A 13,580-nucleotide genomic window follows, 5' to 3' on the forward strand; every position below is an offset into this window, starting at 1 on the left:
ACAGCCCACCGCCCACCCCGCGCCGAGCGCACGGCGGCCACTCCTCAGACCGCCAGCACCTGCCCGGCATCCACGAGCGTCTCCTGCAGCGCAGCGACGTCGACGTCCTGCACGTCGACCTCTCGCCGCGCGGCTGAGGCGGCCGCCAGCCCGGCGGCGTGGCCGAGCATCTGGTACTGCGGCTCCATGCGGATCGAGGAGAAGGCCACGTGCGAGGCGGAGACGCACACCGGCACCAGCAGGTTGCGGCAGTCCTCGCGGCGCGGGGTGAGCGCGCGATAGGGGATGGGGTACGCCGGTACCGGGACGGAGTAGTAGCCCTCGCTGACGACCTGCGGGACCGGGTCGGGGTGCTCGTGGACCAGGCGCCAGCCGCGCTGCACCTCGCGTACGTCGAGGTGGTAGGACCCCAGCGCCACCACGTCGGGCCAGGGGAACGGGAACAGCAGGTCGTGCTCGGTGAGGTGGACCTCCCCGTGCATCCGGCGTGCCTCACGAACGTAGAGCTGGTGGGGGAAGTGGCCGGTGTCGGCGAACTCGTCGGCCGGCAGCCCCCACCGCGACATCTCCGCCCGCACGGCCGCGGGCACGCCGGCGTCGTGGGTGAGCCACCACAGGAAGTCCTGGGCGTGGTGGAGGTGGTGCAGGCGGATCCGCTCGCGCTCCTCGGGGCCGGCGTCGGGATAGGACCACGCCGAGGTGTCCAGCACGCTGAGCGAGAACGGCCCGAGCGAGTTGCCGTCGCACTTGCCGTGGGGGAGGTTGGGCTCCAGCCCGAGCAGGTGCCCGGCGGGGACGTCGAGACCCGACGCCGCCCAGCGGCGGAAGATCCGCCGGCCCAGCTCCCAGTGCGCCTCGTCGTACCCCTCGCGCCGCGGCACCGGGACGCGGTCGGGTGCGGTGGTCAGGCAGACGCGGTAGCCGTAGGACATCACCCCGTGATCGCCCTCCCCGACGTCCGCGAGCGGCCGGTCGCTCACCTGGGCCAGCAGCGAGCCGTCGTCGTCGAACGGCGAGACCCAGTCCGGCATGCTGTGCCGCCCGGGCACGACCTCGCGCCGGCCGGCGAAACGTTCGCCGTGCAGCGACCGCGACTCCCGGCCCACGGAGTAGGGCACCCCGGCCGCCGCCAGCAGGTCGCCTTCGTACGACGCGTCCACGAACACCGCGGCCGCGAACACCCCGGCCCCGGTCGTCACCGACCCGACCACGCCGTCGTCGACCTCGACCGAGAGCAACGCGGCCTCCAGCACGAGCATCACACCCGCGGACTCCAGCCAGCGCAGGAAGATCTCCTCCGCCACGTGCGGCTCCGGACCCGCGTAGCGACCGACCGGCACGTCGTACGCCGTGGCCACGGACGCCCGGAGCTCCGCGGCCATCCCCCCGAGCACCCGCACGTCGCCGACGTCGGTGTAGCCCAGTCCACCCGACGTCATCCCGCCGACGTGCCGCCCGGGCTCGAGCAGCACCACCGTCGCGCCGGCCCGAGCCGCGGCCACCGCCGCACAGACTCCGCCCGACGTCGCGGCGTAGACGCAGACGTCGGTCACGGACTGGCCCACCAGGTGGCCACCTGCTCGAGGTCGGCGCCGGTGATCTGTTCGCCGCTGTTGTCGATGCGCTCCACGTAGTACAACGACGGAACGCCGAGCCCCGCCTGGCGTTCGGCGTAGCCCAGCCAGTCCGCACGCGTCTGCATCGGCCACTGGTCGGTGTCGATGAGGTGCTCGGGCATCGCCCGGCTGACCACCGCGTGCCGGAACAGCAGCTGCTCGACCGCCGGCACCGGCCGGCCCTCCGGGTCGCTGTCGAGCACGTCGTTGAGCCGGACCATGTCGCAGACGTCGCCGAACGAGGGATGTGGGGTGTGGGTGATCACCAGGGCGTCCGGCTTGGCCGCCTTCGCCGCGTCGTAGATCGTCGCCAGCAGCTCGTGCAGCATGGCGACGCCCCAGGAGTCGCCGTAGGCCACCAGTGTCGAGCCGCTCGGCGAGCGCTGGGTGAAGTCCACCTTGAGCCCGTCGGCGTCGAGCCCGTCCGGCCCGAGCAGCTCGGTCATGATGCGGCGCACGCGGTCGCGGTAGGCGGGGTTGGTCGGGTCGGCGGCGACGGGCCGACCCGTCGCCCCGAGCACGCACTCGTCGACCGGCAGGCCGTGCGGCGCCCAGGCCCGCCACCACAGCAGCACCTTCTGCCCGGCGGCGTGCCGCTGCGCGATCCAGCCGCGCAGGTCCGGCCACTTGTCGCTGTCGACGCCGGGCAGCGCGTAGTCCGTCTGCCACTGGTCGTCGATCACGATCGTGCCGGGCCGGAGCCCGTGCTCCTCGAGCCGGGCGAGCCACCGGTCGTAGTGGTCCTGCCGCGCCAGCTCCGCCGCCGAGCCCCCGGAGACCGCGGCCTCGGCGCACTGGGCGCCCCACCCGCAGAAGATCGTGCGCGACCACCAGTCCTCGCGCGGTCGCTGCGGTCCGCGCACCAGCCCGTGCTGCGCGAGGTGGACGCGATGGTCGCTCACCGCGTCGTACGGCGACCCAGCGGCCGCGAGCACCAGGCGCGGCGACTCCCACGGTCCGGCCACGCGGGTGTGCCCCTCGTAGTCGAGGCGCACCAGGAACCCGCCGTCCACCGGCTCGTAGCGCAGCTGGGTGAACGTGAGCCGCTCGACCTCGTCGCGCAGCGCCAGGCTCAGCCACGCGCCGTCCGGGTCGGCGGCGCCGAGGGCGACCAGCAGCGGCGGCGGGGAGAAGATGCCGTTCAGCCGCCCGGGCTCGGCGTCACCCACCACTCCCAGCGTGACGGCCGCCATCGCCGGCCGCACCACCGCGACGGGCTGGGTCGGGGTCGGGTCGAAGACCCGGGTCGCGACCAGCTGGGACCGGAACGTCCCGGCCGCACCGGTGGGCAGCACCGCCCGCGCGCCGAGCAGCGTGACCTCGCTGATCGTGCCGGCACCCTCGACCTCGACGTGCACCTCGACCCCGCCGGGCGTGCAGGTGACGACGGTCGCCTTGCGGTGCCAGGCCGAGGTGACCTGCGGGAGGACCAGCACGATCCGCTCGGGCCCGCGATCACGCACGGCGACCTCGCCGACGTGATGCGTCTCGTCGCGGCACTCGGCGCGGTCGACGCCGGCCAGCAGGGAGAGCCGCCCCCAGTCGGTGCCGCCGGCGACCAGCCGGGCCTCGGGGGCGTCGCGCCGCACGGTGAGCGTCCAGGCGGCGCCGGTGACGACGAGCTCGCGGTCGTCGGTGGTGAGGGTCAGGTCAGGCATCGGGCACCCCGTGATTGCGGATCAGCTCGGCGTAGTAGCGACCGGACTCCTTGATCGTGCGCTGTCCGGTGCGGTAGTCGACGTGGGTCAGCCCGAAGCGCGGGCGGTAGCCGAGCGACCACTCGAAGTTGTCCAGCAGCGACCAGTGCAGGTAGCCGCGGACGTCGGCGCCGGCGTCGATCGCCTCCGCCACGGCCAGCACGTGGTCGCGCAGCAGCGCGGTGCGGCGTACGTCGTGGACGCGACCGTCGTGGCCGGGCGCGTCGCCGAACACCCCGCCGTTCTCGGTGATCATCAGCGGGGTGCCGGGGTAGTCCTCGTGGAGCCGGACCAGCAGCGACGTCAGCGAGGACGGCACGATCTCCCAGGACTCGTCGGTGCGCGGAACGTCGCCGCGCGGTCCGACGACCTGCCACGGGAAGGGCCGGTCGGGGCCGACCTCGGCGGCGGCGACGACGCGGCGCGTGTAGTAGTTGACGCCCAGCCAGTCGCTGCGACCGCCGATCGCGGCCTCGTCGCCGTCGCGCACGAAGTCCAGCGGGCGGCCGATCGCGCGCTCGTAGTGGGCGCGCATGTCGTCGGGGTAGCCCGCCCCGAGCAGCGGCTCGAGGTACCAGCGGTTGACGTAGCCATCGGAGGCCCACGCCGCGGCCACGTCCTCCGGGGAGTCGCTCGCCGGGTCGTGCGGGAACAGGCTGAGCGCGCAGCCCGCGCGCACCCCGGCGTGCTGGTGGAGCACGTCGGCGGCGGCGCCGTGGCCGAGCAGCACGTGGTGCGCTGCTCGAGCGGACAGCTCGAGGTCGGCGATGCCCGGCGCATGCAGGCCGAGCTGGTAGCCGAGCAGCGTGATGATCCACGGCTCGTTCTGCGTCACCCACCACTCGACCCGGTCGGCGACCCGGTCGGCCACGACGGCGGCGTACGACGCGAACGCGTCGACCGACTCGCGCCCGGCCCAGCCCTGGTGGGACATCAGCGCTTGCGGCATGTCCCAGTGGTTGAGCGTGAGCACGGGCGTCACGCCTTCGGCGAGCAGCGCGTCGACGAGTCGCTCGTAGTGGTCCAGGGCTCGGGTCTCGACCCGCCCGCGACCCTCGGGGAGCACCCGCGCCCAGGCGACCGAGAAGCGATAGGCCCGCAGTCCGAGCTCCTTGACGAGGGCGACGTCCTCGCTCCACCGGCGGTAGGAGTCGCAGGCCACCGACCCGTCGCCTCCGCCCTCCACAGCACCCGGGATCCGGGCGAACACGTCCCACACCGACTCCCCGCGTCCGTCGACGTCGAGGCTGCCCTCGATCTGGTAGGCGGAGGTCGCGGCTCCGAACAGGAAGTCGTCGGGGAAGGTCACGTGAGGTCGCTCCGGTCGAGGGTCAGGTCGGGGACGTTGAAGCCCTCCTGCCGGAGGCTCGGTGCGGCACCCGGGGTCCAGGAGACCTCGAAGGACCGCTGCTCGTCCGGCAGGAGGGGGCGCGGGTCGCCGCTGCAGTGCAGGAGCCCGAGATCCCCCGGAGGCCGCGCATCGGCGAGGTGGAACCCGACGACAGCCGGGCCGGAGACGTGGCGTACGTCGACGATCGCGGCGCCCGGGCCGGCCGGTCGCACGCTGGTGTGGAGCATGGCGGTCTCGAGGTCGAGCAGACCCGACCAGTCGGTGCCCGTGGTGAGCACCTCGACGGTCCGGTCGACCACGGTGCCGTCCGCCGCCGACCAGACGGCCTCCCACAGCAGCACCTCACTGTGCCCGGCCGGCAGTGCGGGCACCGCACCGACACCGACACCGACCGGGCGGCTCACCGGCGGCAGGTCCTCCCACACCCAGCGCTCGAGCGGACGCCCCCGGTCGTCGAGCAGCCGGAGGGTCACGCTCGAGCCGGCGGCGACGCCACCGACCGACCACAGCCAGGCCTCGGCGGCGGGTGCCCGGTCCGGCCAGACCGCCCGGTCGACGCGCAGCGTGACCCGGTCGTCGGCGAACGCCCGCGCGACCGCGTGGAAGGCGGGCTTGGCCTCGCCGAGATGGTCGACGACCGCGGTGCACCAGGCATTGGGGAACGACTCGGCGAGCTGCCAGGGGATCACCATGCTGCACCGAGGCGCGCGACGACGGTCGGCCTCGACGGCGTACTGCAGCCCGGTCGCCTGCAGCAGCTGGCTGGCCCGGCGCAGCGAGGGCACGTCGGTGAGCCGGTGCCCGAAGGCCTCCTGGACGACCGGCTCGTTGTCCCACCACTCCCCCAGGTGGCGCATCACCGGGTTGCTGCGGTCGCAGGGCCACCGAGCGTCCTCCGGCACGACGTCGTCGAAGCAGCGGGCGTTGGCCATCCCCTCGACCCCGAACTCGGTGTGGGCCAGCGAGGTGCCGGCGTTGTAGAGCCGGTAGTGCACCGCCAGGCCCTGGTGCTCCCACGGCCCGTGCACGTCGTGCTGGGAGTCGGGATCGGCCTCGATCACGTCGAGGCGGTTGCCGAACGCGGGGCCGGTCGGGGACGTCGCGACCCAGTGCCGGCCCGGGTCGAGGCACGCGACCGCGTCGCGCAGCACGGCCAGCACCGGGGAGGTCTCCTCGTCGGCAGGCACACCGTCGACGTCGAGCTCGTTGCCACCGCCCCACATCAGCAGGCTGGGGTGCCGGCGCCGCGGGGGTACGACGACCTCGGCCTCCGCCGCCATCATCGCGAGGAACGCCTCGTCGGTGGCCGGCGCGCTCTGGAACCCCGAGCTGGACTGGGAGAACTCCTGCCAGACCAGCAGCCCGGCCTCGTCGCAGGCGTCGTAGAACTCCGGGGTCTCGAGCAGTCCGCCACCCCAGACCCGCAGCAGCCGGGCTCCCGAGGCCGCGGCGAGACCGACCAGGTGGCGCACCCGGTCCGTGGTGACGTCCCCGTGCAGCGAGTCCACCGGCGCCCAGTTCCAGCCGACCAGCGGCACGGTCGTCCCGTTGACCTCGGCGGTGTAGGGCAGCGCGCCAGCCGGGGCCCCGGGGTTCGGGAGCATGCGCACGGTGCGGAAGCCGGTGCGGCCCGACCACCGCTCGTCGCCGGCGATCACGGTGACCGAGTAGAGCGGCTGGTCCCCGTGGCGGTTCGGCCACCACAGCCGCGGCTCCCTCACCTCGATCGCGACGCCGGTGCGACCGGTGGCGACGACCGCCCCGTCGGGGTCGGTGACCTCCACCGCCGCCGCGGCCGACGCGTCCACGCGCAGCCGGCCGACCTCGTCGACGACCTCCGCGGCCACCACGACGTCGTGCAGGCCCGCCGTACCGACCCTGAGCCGGACCGGCCGCCAGATCCCCTGGTGGGGCAGCCGCGGGCTGAAGTCCCAGCCCTGGTTGAGCCGCGGGGCATGCACGCGCACGTCCTCGGTGCGGCCGACCTGGGGCTCCGAGGCCGGCACCGGGTCGACCACGACGGCCAGGCGGTGCGGCCCCGGACCACGCAGCAGGTCGGTGACGTCGGCGCGGAAGGAGTGGAACAGGCCGGTGACCCGGCCTACCTCCGTGCCGTCCACGAACACGCGGCCGCCCGGGTCGACGCCGTCGAGCTCGAGGACGGCCCGCTGGTCCGGCCCGAGGTCGACTGAGTCGAGAGGCCGCCGATAGACCCAGTGCCGGTTGGCGGTCCACTCGGCCTGGCGGCTCTGCCGACCGACGTACGGCGAGGCCACCTCGGCGGCGTCCACCAGCGCCCCGACCACCGAACCGGGCACCCGCGCGGGCAGCCAGCCGGGGGCGGCGGCCGCGGAGGCGGCCGCGTCGGCGACGTTGTTGCCGGCCACCGGCAGCGCAGCATCGACGTACCACTGCCAGGTGCGACCGAGCGCCTCGCGCACGGTCCACCCGTCGTGGAGCTCTGTCACCGGACCGAAGTCACCCCTTCGACCCGGTGGTGGCGATGCCGTTGATGAACTGCTTCTGGCCGAGGAAGAACAGCAGGATCATCGGGACGGTGGTGATGACGCTGGCGGTCACGATGACCTCCCAGTGCCACTCGCCGCCGAAGCCGTACTGGTCGATCAGGGCCTTGAGGCCCCGCGGCACGGTGAAGCTGCTGGAGTCGCGCAGGTAGATCAGCGGTCGCATCAGGTCGGTCCACGCCGCCTGCGTCTCGAACAGCAGCGTCACGATCAGGGCCGGCTTGCACAGCGGCACCGCGATGCGCCAGAAGAGCGACCAGTGCCCGGCCCCGTCGACCTTCGCGGCCTCGAAGACGTCGCGTGGGAGGCCGAGGAAGAACTGGCGCAGCAGGAAGATGTAGAACGCGCTGCCGAACAGGTTCTGCGCCCACAGCGGCGTCATGTGCCCCACCTGGCCGAGGTCGTTCCAGATCAGGAACGTCGGCACCATGGTCACCGCGCCCGGCAACATCATCGTGCCGAGCACGAGGGAGAACAGCACCCCGCGGAAGCGGAACTGGTAGTAGCTGAAGCCCCAGGCGACCATCGCGCTCGAGATCGTCACGGTGACGGCCGCGAGCACCGTGACGAGCACGGTGTTGAGCAGCCAGGTCGCCAGCGGCGCGGAGTCCCACACCGTCACGTAGTTGTGGAACGTGAAGGTGTGGGGGATCAGCTTGTTGTCGAAGACCTCCCCGCGCGGCTTGAACGACGCGCTGACCAGCCAGACGAAGGGGTAGAGGAACGCCGACGTGCAGATCGTCAGACCGATCCACACCAGGATCGTCTTCAGCGTGATCCGCGCCCCCTCCCGCGGCCTCCCGCCACCGGGGACGGCCGCGCCCTGCGCGACCGTCTCGATCCGCGGCGCTTCCTGCGCGGTGCTCATCGCGACCCACCTTCGTAGTAGACGAGCTTCTTGCTGCCCCAGAACTGCACCGCGGTGACCACCATGATGATCACGAACATCAGCCACGCCAGCGCCGCGGCATAGCCCATGTGCAGGAACTGGAAGGCCTGCTGGAACAGGTAGATGCCGTAGAACAGCGCGGCGTCGTTGCTGTACGTCGTGTTGCCGGACCCGAAGAACGCGGTGTACGCCTCGGTGAAGGACTGCAGCGCGCTGATCGTGTTGATGATGATGACGAAGAACAGCGAGGGGCTGATCATCGGCAGCGTGATGCGCCAGAAGCGCTGCCACGCACTCGCGCCGTCGACCATTGCCGAGTCGTAGAGCTCCTGCGGCACGTCGTTGAGCGCAGCCAGGAAAATGATGATCGTCGAGCCGACCGTCCAGATGTTCATCAGGACCAGGCCCGGCTTGACCCAGTGCGGGTCGGTCGTCCACGCGGGGCCGTTGACCCCGAAGAAGCCCAGGAGCTCGTTGATCAGGCCCTGCTGGCCGTTGAACAGCATCAGGATGAGCACGCCGATCGCCACCGGCGGGGTCATCTGCGGCAGGAAGAAGGCCGTGCGGAAGAAGCCGGTGGCCTTCGACGCCTGCTTGAGCAGCAGTGCGAGCAGCACCGAGATGATCACCTTCGCCGGCACGGACATCAGCGTGAAGACGAAGGTGTTGCGCAGGGCAAGGGAGACCTTGGGGTCGTCAAGCATCTGGCGGAAGTTGTCCAGGCCCACGTACGTCGGCGGGTTGATGACGTCGTAGTCGGTGAAGGACAGGTAGCCGCTGTAGATCACCGGCCACAGCGTGAAGACGAGGAACCCGATCACCCACGGGCTGATGAAGAGCCACGCGGCGCGGGTGTCGGAGCGTTGCTGCAGGGTGGACCGCCCCCGCCGCGGACGACGGAGAGTGTCCGCGGCGGGGGTGTCCTGGTGGGTCGACGACATGTCTTCCTTACCGATCCGTCATCTTTGTCGATGAAGTCGTCCGGTCAGGACGAGGACTTGTCGTCCCACTTGCCCCAGGCGGTGTCGAGGGCGTCCTGCGCCTCCTGCTGGGCCTGGTCGAGCGCTTCCTGCGGGTCCTGCTGACCGTTGAGCACGCGGTTCACGGCGTCCTGCCAGGCGGTCTTGAACTCCGCGTCGGCGGGGTTGGCCGGGTAGGCGAAGGTGTTCTTGCTCGCCGCGTAGACCGCGTCCACGCCGTCCTTCCACGGCTCCTCGTTCGCGGTGGTCATCGCCTCGATCTTGGCATCGGCCTCGGTGTTGGCGGTGATGACGCCGGTGAAGGGCTTGTTGTCCTTCTTGTGCAGGTCGATGCGCGCCTGGGCCGCGGCGACCCAGGAGTCCGTGGCGGTCATCTCCTTGGCGAAGCGGCAGGCGGCGCCGGGGTTCGGCGAGCCCTTCGGGATCGCCCACGCGGAGCCGGAGTTGAACGCGACCGGGTTGCCGTCGGCGTCCTCGACCGGACCGAAGGCCATCGGGGCGTCGGGCGAGACGTCGTTGAGCACGTTGATGTACCACTGCTCCATCGGCATGGCGCCCAGGGTGTTGCTGGCGTACTGGTTGCCGGCTCCGAAGAAGTCGGCCGAGTCGCGGTAGGCCTTGACCTTCGGGAAGCCGCCCTGCTCGTCGTAGATCCCGACCGCCCAGGTCAGCGCGGCGACCACGTTGGGGTCGTTGAGCTGCGCGGTGCGGCCGTCGGGGGAGATCAGGTCGGTGCCGAAGATGTGGGACCACAGGGGCAGGAACTCCGGCAGCTTGCTGTCGTAGCCGATGACCTTGAGCTTGCCGCCGGGTGCGGAGTACATCTTCTTGGCGGCCTCGGTGACCGCGTCGGGGTCGCTGCCGTTGAGGTCGTCCATGGTCACGCCGGCGGCGTCCATCAGGTTCTGGTTGGCCTGCACGACCTGTACGGTGCTGAACTCCGGGATGCCGTAGACGTCACCGCCGAAGGTCACCTGGCCCAGCGCGGACTTGTCGAAGACGCTGGTGTCGATGCCCTCGCCCTTGATGCAGTCGGTGAGCGGGATGATCGCACCTCGGCTGGCGAAGGTGCCGATCTGGTCGCGGTTGGCGTAGACGATGTCGGGGGCGTCGCCCGAGGCCACCGAGGTGAGGAACGCCTGGACGTCCAGGTCACCCTCGATGAGCTTGACCTTCGCCCCGCCGAGCGACTTCTGCGCGATGTCCATGCGAGTCGTGGCGATCTCGTCGCCGGCCCCGAAGCCCATGGCCTGGATGCTGCCGCTGTACTTGTTGGCTGGGTCGAAGTCGCTGGACTTCGTCTTGTTGTCGTCGCTGGAGCCCTGGGCGCAGGCGGACAACGCGAGCAGCGAGGCACAGGCGGCCACGCTCAGGGCTTGACGAGTCTTCATGGACCGTTCCTCCGATGGTTGAGGGGCGCCTCCAGACGCCCGGCTCGAGGTGGATCAGTGACGCCAATCACTGTGGCATCGATTCCATGTGAGAACGTACCCACACTGTCCGGTGATGGTCAACACTTTCTCGATAACACTCCTGTGACACCTGCGACCAGGCGCGCCGCGCCCGTGTCGACGGACCCCAGCACCGGCACGCGCACCGGGCCGGACTGGTCCACCGCCGCGGCCATCGAGGCCTGGGCGAGCACGATCGCGTCGGCCCCGTCGGCAGCACGCTCGACCGCGGCCCGGACCAGTCGGTCGTGCTCGGCGACGTCGCCCGCGCCACGCGCCGCCGCGGCGCCCGCGACGAGCACCGAGGCGATCGACACCCCGGGCCGCCCCTCCGCACGGCGGCGCAGCAGCCGCCCGGTCGGGCCGAGCGTCGACTCGAGCGTGGCCAGCACGACGACCCGACCCTGACCGCTCGCCGCTGTCTCGATCGCGCGCTCGGCCATCGCCTCGTCCACGCGGAGCACCGGCACCTCGACACTTCGGGCGGCCGCCTCGGCGGCCTCCCCGATCGAGGAGCAGGTGACCATCACGGCCTGTGCGCCGGTCGCCACGAGGTGCCGCACGTGCGCGAGCACCCGCTCGCACACCTCCTCGTCGACCCCGGTCGCGATGGCCCGGGCCAGCAGCGAGGGGTCCGCCACGTGGGTGAGCTCGAGCTCCGGCGCGAGCTCGGTCACCCGGCACTGGAACACCTCGGCCAGCGCGGGGACCGTGTGCAGCAGGCCCGCCCTCATGCGTCCCGCCAGGGCCGCGCGTGCTCGTCGACGGCGGCGCCGAGCCGCTCGAGGCGGGGTACGGCGACCTCACGCAGCGCCTCGGGCAGGTCGGCGGAGCCGACCAGGTCCGACCAGAGCGCGCGGCCGGCGAGGAACCCGCTGGCGCCGGCCTGGCAGGCCAGCGTGACCGCGCGCAGGAAGTCATCGTGGTGGACACCTTGGGACAGCACCACCCACGGGCCGGTGATGTCGGCCGCGAGCGCCTGGCAGCGTTCGAGGAGCTCGGCGTCGCTGCCGCGACCGCACGAGGGCACCTGGACCTTGTAGAGGTCGGCGCCGATCGGGGACAGCTCACGGGCGGCCTCGCGGATCGCGTCGTCGAGGTCCCAGGTGCCGGCCGCCGCCTCCTCGGGGGTGGCACGCACGACCGGCTCGAGCACAGAGAGCACGCCGCGCGCCCGGGCCTCTGCGGCGAACCGTCGTGCCAGCTCGACCCGTTGCTGGCGCTTCGCGTCACGACGCCAGATCACCAGCAGCTTCAGGGCGCTCACCCCGCGCAGGTCGAAGCCCTCGGCGAGGGGGACCTCGTCCAGGCCGGTCTCCTCGACGGGTCCCCCGGGCTCCTGCTCGAGCGCGTCGGCAGCGAGGATCAGGCCGCAGCCGGCTGGCACCAGATGCTCGTCGCGGACCCGGTCGAACCCGTAGTGGCGGTCGATGAGGAAGCCGGACGCGTGGGGCGCGAGCACCCGCGCCACGTCGAGCTTGAAGTCCACGAGCACCTCGTCACCGGGCCGCCCGGCACCGGCGGCGTCGTACATCGCGCGCAGGCTCTCGCGCTGGTCCATCGCCACCATCGCGAACCCACCCCCGGGGCGGGCGATCGCGTCGAGCGTGGGCTGCTGGGTCTGGGTCATCTGCTTCTCTCTCCTCGTCGTGCCTGACGCACGAACTCCTCATAGGTCCGGTGATAGGGGTCGCCCCCGGGCGCGGCGACCCCGACCGCGGGCAGGACGACCGCGCCGGGCTCGACGAGCCGGGCGCGCTCCGCCGCGACGATCGCCGCCCCGACCGCGACCGGCTCGTCCTGCGCGACCACGGTCAGCGGGCGGGGCAGGACCTCGGCCTTCACCCGCGTCCAGTCGCCGTTGCGCGCGCCGGGGCCGCCGAAGAGCACGACCGGACCGTCGGCCGGGCCGGGATCGAGCCGCCGCTGCTCGTCGTACATCCAGCGGGTCTGCAGGCACAGGCCCTCCAGGACCGCCTTGGTGAGCGCGCCCGGCGTGGCGCTCGCGACGTCGCCGACCGCGCGCATGGTCGCGCCGGGGTCGGGGTCGGGGCACTGACGGCCGCGCAGGTAGGGCAGCACCAGCAGGCCGCTCGGGCCGTGCGGCAGGTCGGCACTCTCGGGGTGCTCGGCGATCCAGGCGGCGTACGCCGCTCCCGCCGACCCGTTGCCGGCCATCAGCGCCCGCGCTCGCCCCCCGACGGTCCGCACCAGGCTCATGCCGGCCGCGCGCACCTCGTCGGGATCCGGCGCTCCGTCGAGGACCCGGAGCACGACCTCGGTCGTGCCCAGCGAGTCGGCGGTGTCGCCCGCGGCTCGGACCCCGCACGCGTGCGCCCCGACCTGGTGGTCGTGCCCGGCGACCACCACCGGCACCCCGTCGGTGAGCCCGGCGATGTCGTCGGCGCCGGCGACCTCGGGGAGCAGCTCGGGTCGCAGGCCCACCAGGCCGAGCAGGTCCTCGGCCCACCGGTCCTCGTCGAGCAGGTGTGCCCCGGTGCGCCCGGCCAGGGTGTGGTCGGTGACGACCCGGCCGGTGAGCGCGTGGGCGACCAGGTCACCCGCGCCGGCCCAGTGGCGCATCCGGGCACGGACGTCGGGATGCCAGTGCGCGAGCCAGGCCCAGGTCGCCAGGGGGACCTTCGGGGAGAGGCGGACGCCGGTGCGGGCGAACAGGTCGGCGGGGTCGAGGCCGTCCAGGGCGCTGCTGGTGGGCCGCCGGGCGTCCCAGGTCAGCAGGGAGGTGAGCGGCCGGCCGGCCGCGTCGAGCGGCACCCCGGTCTCGGCCATCGACGCGATGCCGATGGCCGCCACCGCCCCACCGGTCTCGGTCACCTCGCGCAGCAGGCCGAGGGCCGCCGCGACCAGGTCGTCCGCGGCCGACGGGGTCGGCGTACGGCGAAGCACCACGGTCTCCGCGGGCCGGTCCGACGTGGGGTCGAGGTCCACGCAGACGGCCTTGAGGTACGACGTGCCGAGGTCGAGGCCGGCGACGCGTAAGCCGGAGTCCCGGAGTGCCACCCGAGCAGTGTGTTCGAAACTGGACAATCTTGGCAAGTATGTGCAGATCT

At 72.5% G+C, this 13,580-nt stretch carries 10 protein-coding genes; all 10 read right to left on the reverse strand.

Going from position 1 to position 13,580, the window contains the following annotated elements; translation table 11 throughout:
* Positions 1-44: 44 nt before the first annotated feature.
* The 10 genes from AC3ANS_RS19415 to AC3ANS_RS19460 all read right to left on the reverse strand — a co-directional run bounded on the left by AC3ANS_RS19415 (position 45) and on the right by AC3ANS_RS19460 (position 13,530).
* On the reverse strand, positions 45-1,565 hold the full coding sequence (locus AC3ANS_RS19415; protein WP_488293221.1) for an FAD-dependent oxidoreductase: 1,521 nt from the start codon (positions 1,563-1,565) through the stop codon (positions 45-47).
* The gene (locus tag AC3ANS_RS19420) at positions 1,550-3,274 is read right to left on the reverse strand and encodes a hypothetical protein (RefSeq protein ID WP_488293222.1); all 1,725 of its coding nucleotides are present in this window, start codon (positions 3,272-3,274) and stop codon (positions 1,550-1,552) included. Before AC3ANS_RS19420 ends, AC3ANS_RS19415 begins: the two co-directional genes overlap by 16 nt.
* Positions 3,267-4,622, reverse strand: coding sequence for a GH1 family beta-glucosidase (locus AC3ANS_RS19425; protein ID WP_488293223.1), 1,356 nt, complete (start codon positions 4,620-4,622; stop codon positions 3,267-3,269). The genes AC3ANS_RS19420 and AC3ANS_RS19425 overlap by 8 nt, the downstream gene beginning before the upstream one ends.
* Positions 4,619-7,132, reverse strand: a complete 2,514-nt coding sequence (locus AC3ANS_RS19430; RefSeq protein ID WP_488293224.1) for a glycosyl hydrolase 2 galactose-binding domain-containing protein — start codon at positions 7,130-7,132, stop codon at positions 4,619-4,621. The genes AC3ANS_RS19425 and AC3ANS_RS19430 overlap by 4 nt, the downstream gene beginning before the upstream one ends.
* A 10-nt stretch (positions 7,133-7,142) precedes the next feature.
* Complete coding sequence (locus AC3ANS_RS19435) at positions 7,143-8,057, reverse strand: carbohydrate ABC transporter permease (protein ID WP_488293225.1); 915 nt, start codon at positions 8,055-8,057, stop codon at positions 7,143-7,145.
* Complete coding sequence (locus AC3ANS_RS19440) at positions 8,054-9,019, reverse strand: carbohydrate ABC transporter permease (protein WP_488293226.1); 966 nt, start codon at positions 9,017-9,019, stop codon at positions 8,054-8,056. The genes AC3ANS_RS19435 and AC3ANS_RS19440 overlap by 4 nt, the downstream gene beginning before the upstream one ends.
* 44 nt (positions 9,020-9,063) lie before the next feature.
* Positions 9,064-10,449 (reverse strand): ABC transporter substrate-binding protein, encoded by a 1,386-nt coding sequence (locus AC3ANS_RS19445; protein ID WP_488293227.1) that lies wholly within the window; start codon positions 10,447-10,449, stop codon positions 9,064-9,066.
* A 119-nt stretch (positions 10,450-10,568) separates the two neighbouring features.
* On the reverse strand, positions 10,569-11,243 hold the full coding sequence (locus AC3ANS_RS19450) for an aspartate/glutamate racemase family protein (RefSeq protein WP_488293228.1): 675 nt from the start codon (positions 11,241-11,243) through the stop codon (positions 10,569-10,571).
* The gene (locus AC3ANS_RS19455; protein ID WP_488293229.1) at positions 11,240-12,139 is read right to left on the reverse strand and encodes a hypothetical protein; all 900 of its coding nucleotides are present in this window, start codon (positions 12,137-12,139) and stop codon (positions 11,240-11,242) included. Before AC3ANS_RS19455 ends, AC3ANS_RS19450 begins: the two co-directional genes overlap by 4 nt.
* Positions 12,136-13,530, reverse strand: a complete 1,395-nt coding sequence (locus AC3ANS_RS19460) for an FGGY-family carbohydrate kinase (RefSeq protein WP_488293230.1) — start codon at positions 13,528-13,530, stop codon at positions 12,136-12,138. Before AC3ANS_RS19460 ends, AC3ANS_RS19455 begins: the two co-directional genes overlap by 4 nt.
* Positions 13,531-13,580 lie beyond the last annotated feature (50 nt).

The sequence above is a fragment of the Nocardia sp. 149-1B genome (assembly GCF_057747975.1).

What these genes read in the sequence shown, in the direction of transcription:
- AC3ANS_RS19420 (WP_488293222.1), bottom strand. Translation starts at nt 3,274, where the DNA reads ATGCCTGACCTGACCCTCACCACCGACGACCGCGAGCTCGTCGTCACC.
- AC3ANS_RS19435 (WP_488293225.1), bottom strand. Translation starts at nt 8,057, where the DNA reads ATGAGCACCGCGCAGGAAGCGCCGCGGATCGAGACGGTCGCGCAGGGC.
- AC3ANS_RS19455 (WP_488293229.1), bottom strand. Translation starts at nt 12,139, where the DNA reads ATGACCCAGACCCAGCAGCCCACGCTCGACGCGATCGCCCGCCCCGGG.
- AC3ANS_RS19440 (WP_488293226.1), bottom strand. Translation starts at nt 9,019, where the DNA reads ATGTCGTCGACCCACCAGGACACCCCCGCCGCGGACACTCTCCGTCGT.
- AC3ANS_RS19450 (WP_488293228.1), bottom strand. Translation starts at nt 11,243, where the DNA reads ATGAGGGCGGGCCTGCTGCACACGGTCCCCGCGCTGGCCGAGGTGTTC.
- AC3ANS_RS19445 (WP_488293227.1), bottom strand. Translation starts at nt 10,449, where the DNA reads ATGAAGACTCGTCAAGCCCTGAGCGTGGCCGCCTGTGCCTCGCTGCTC.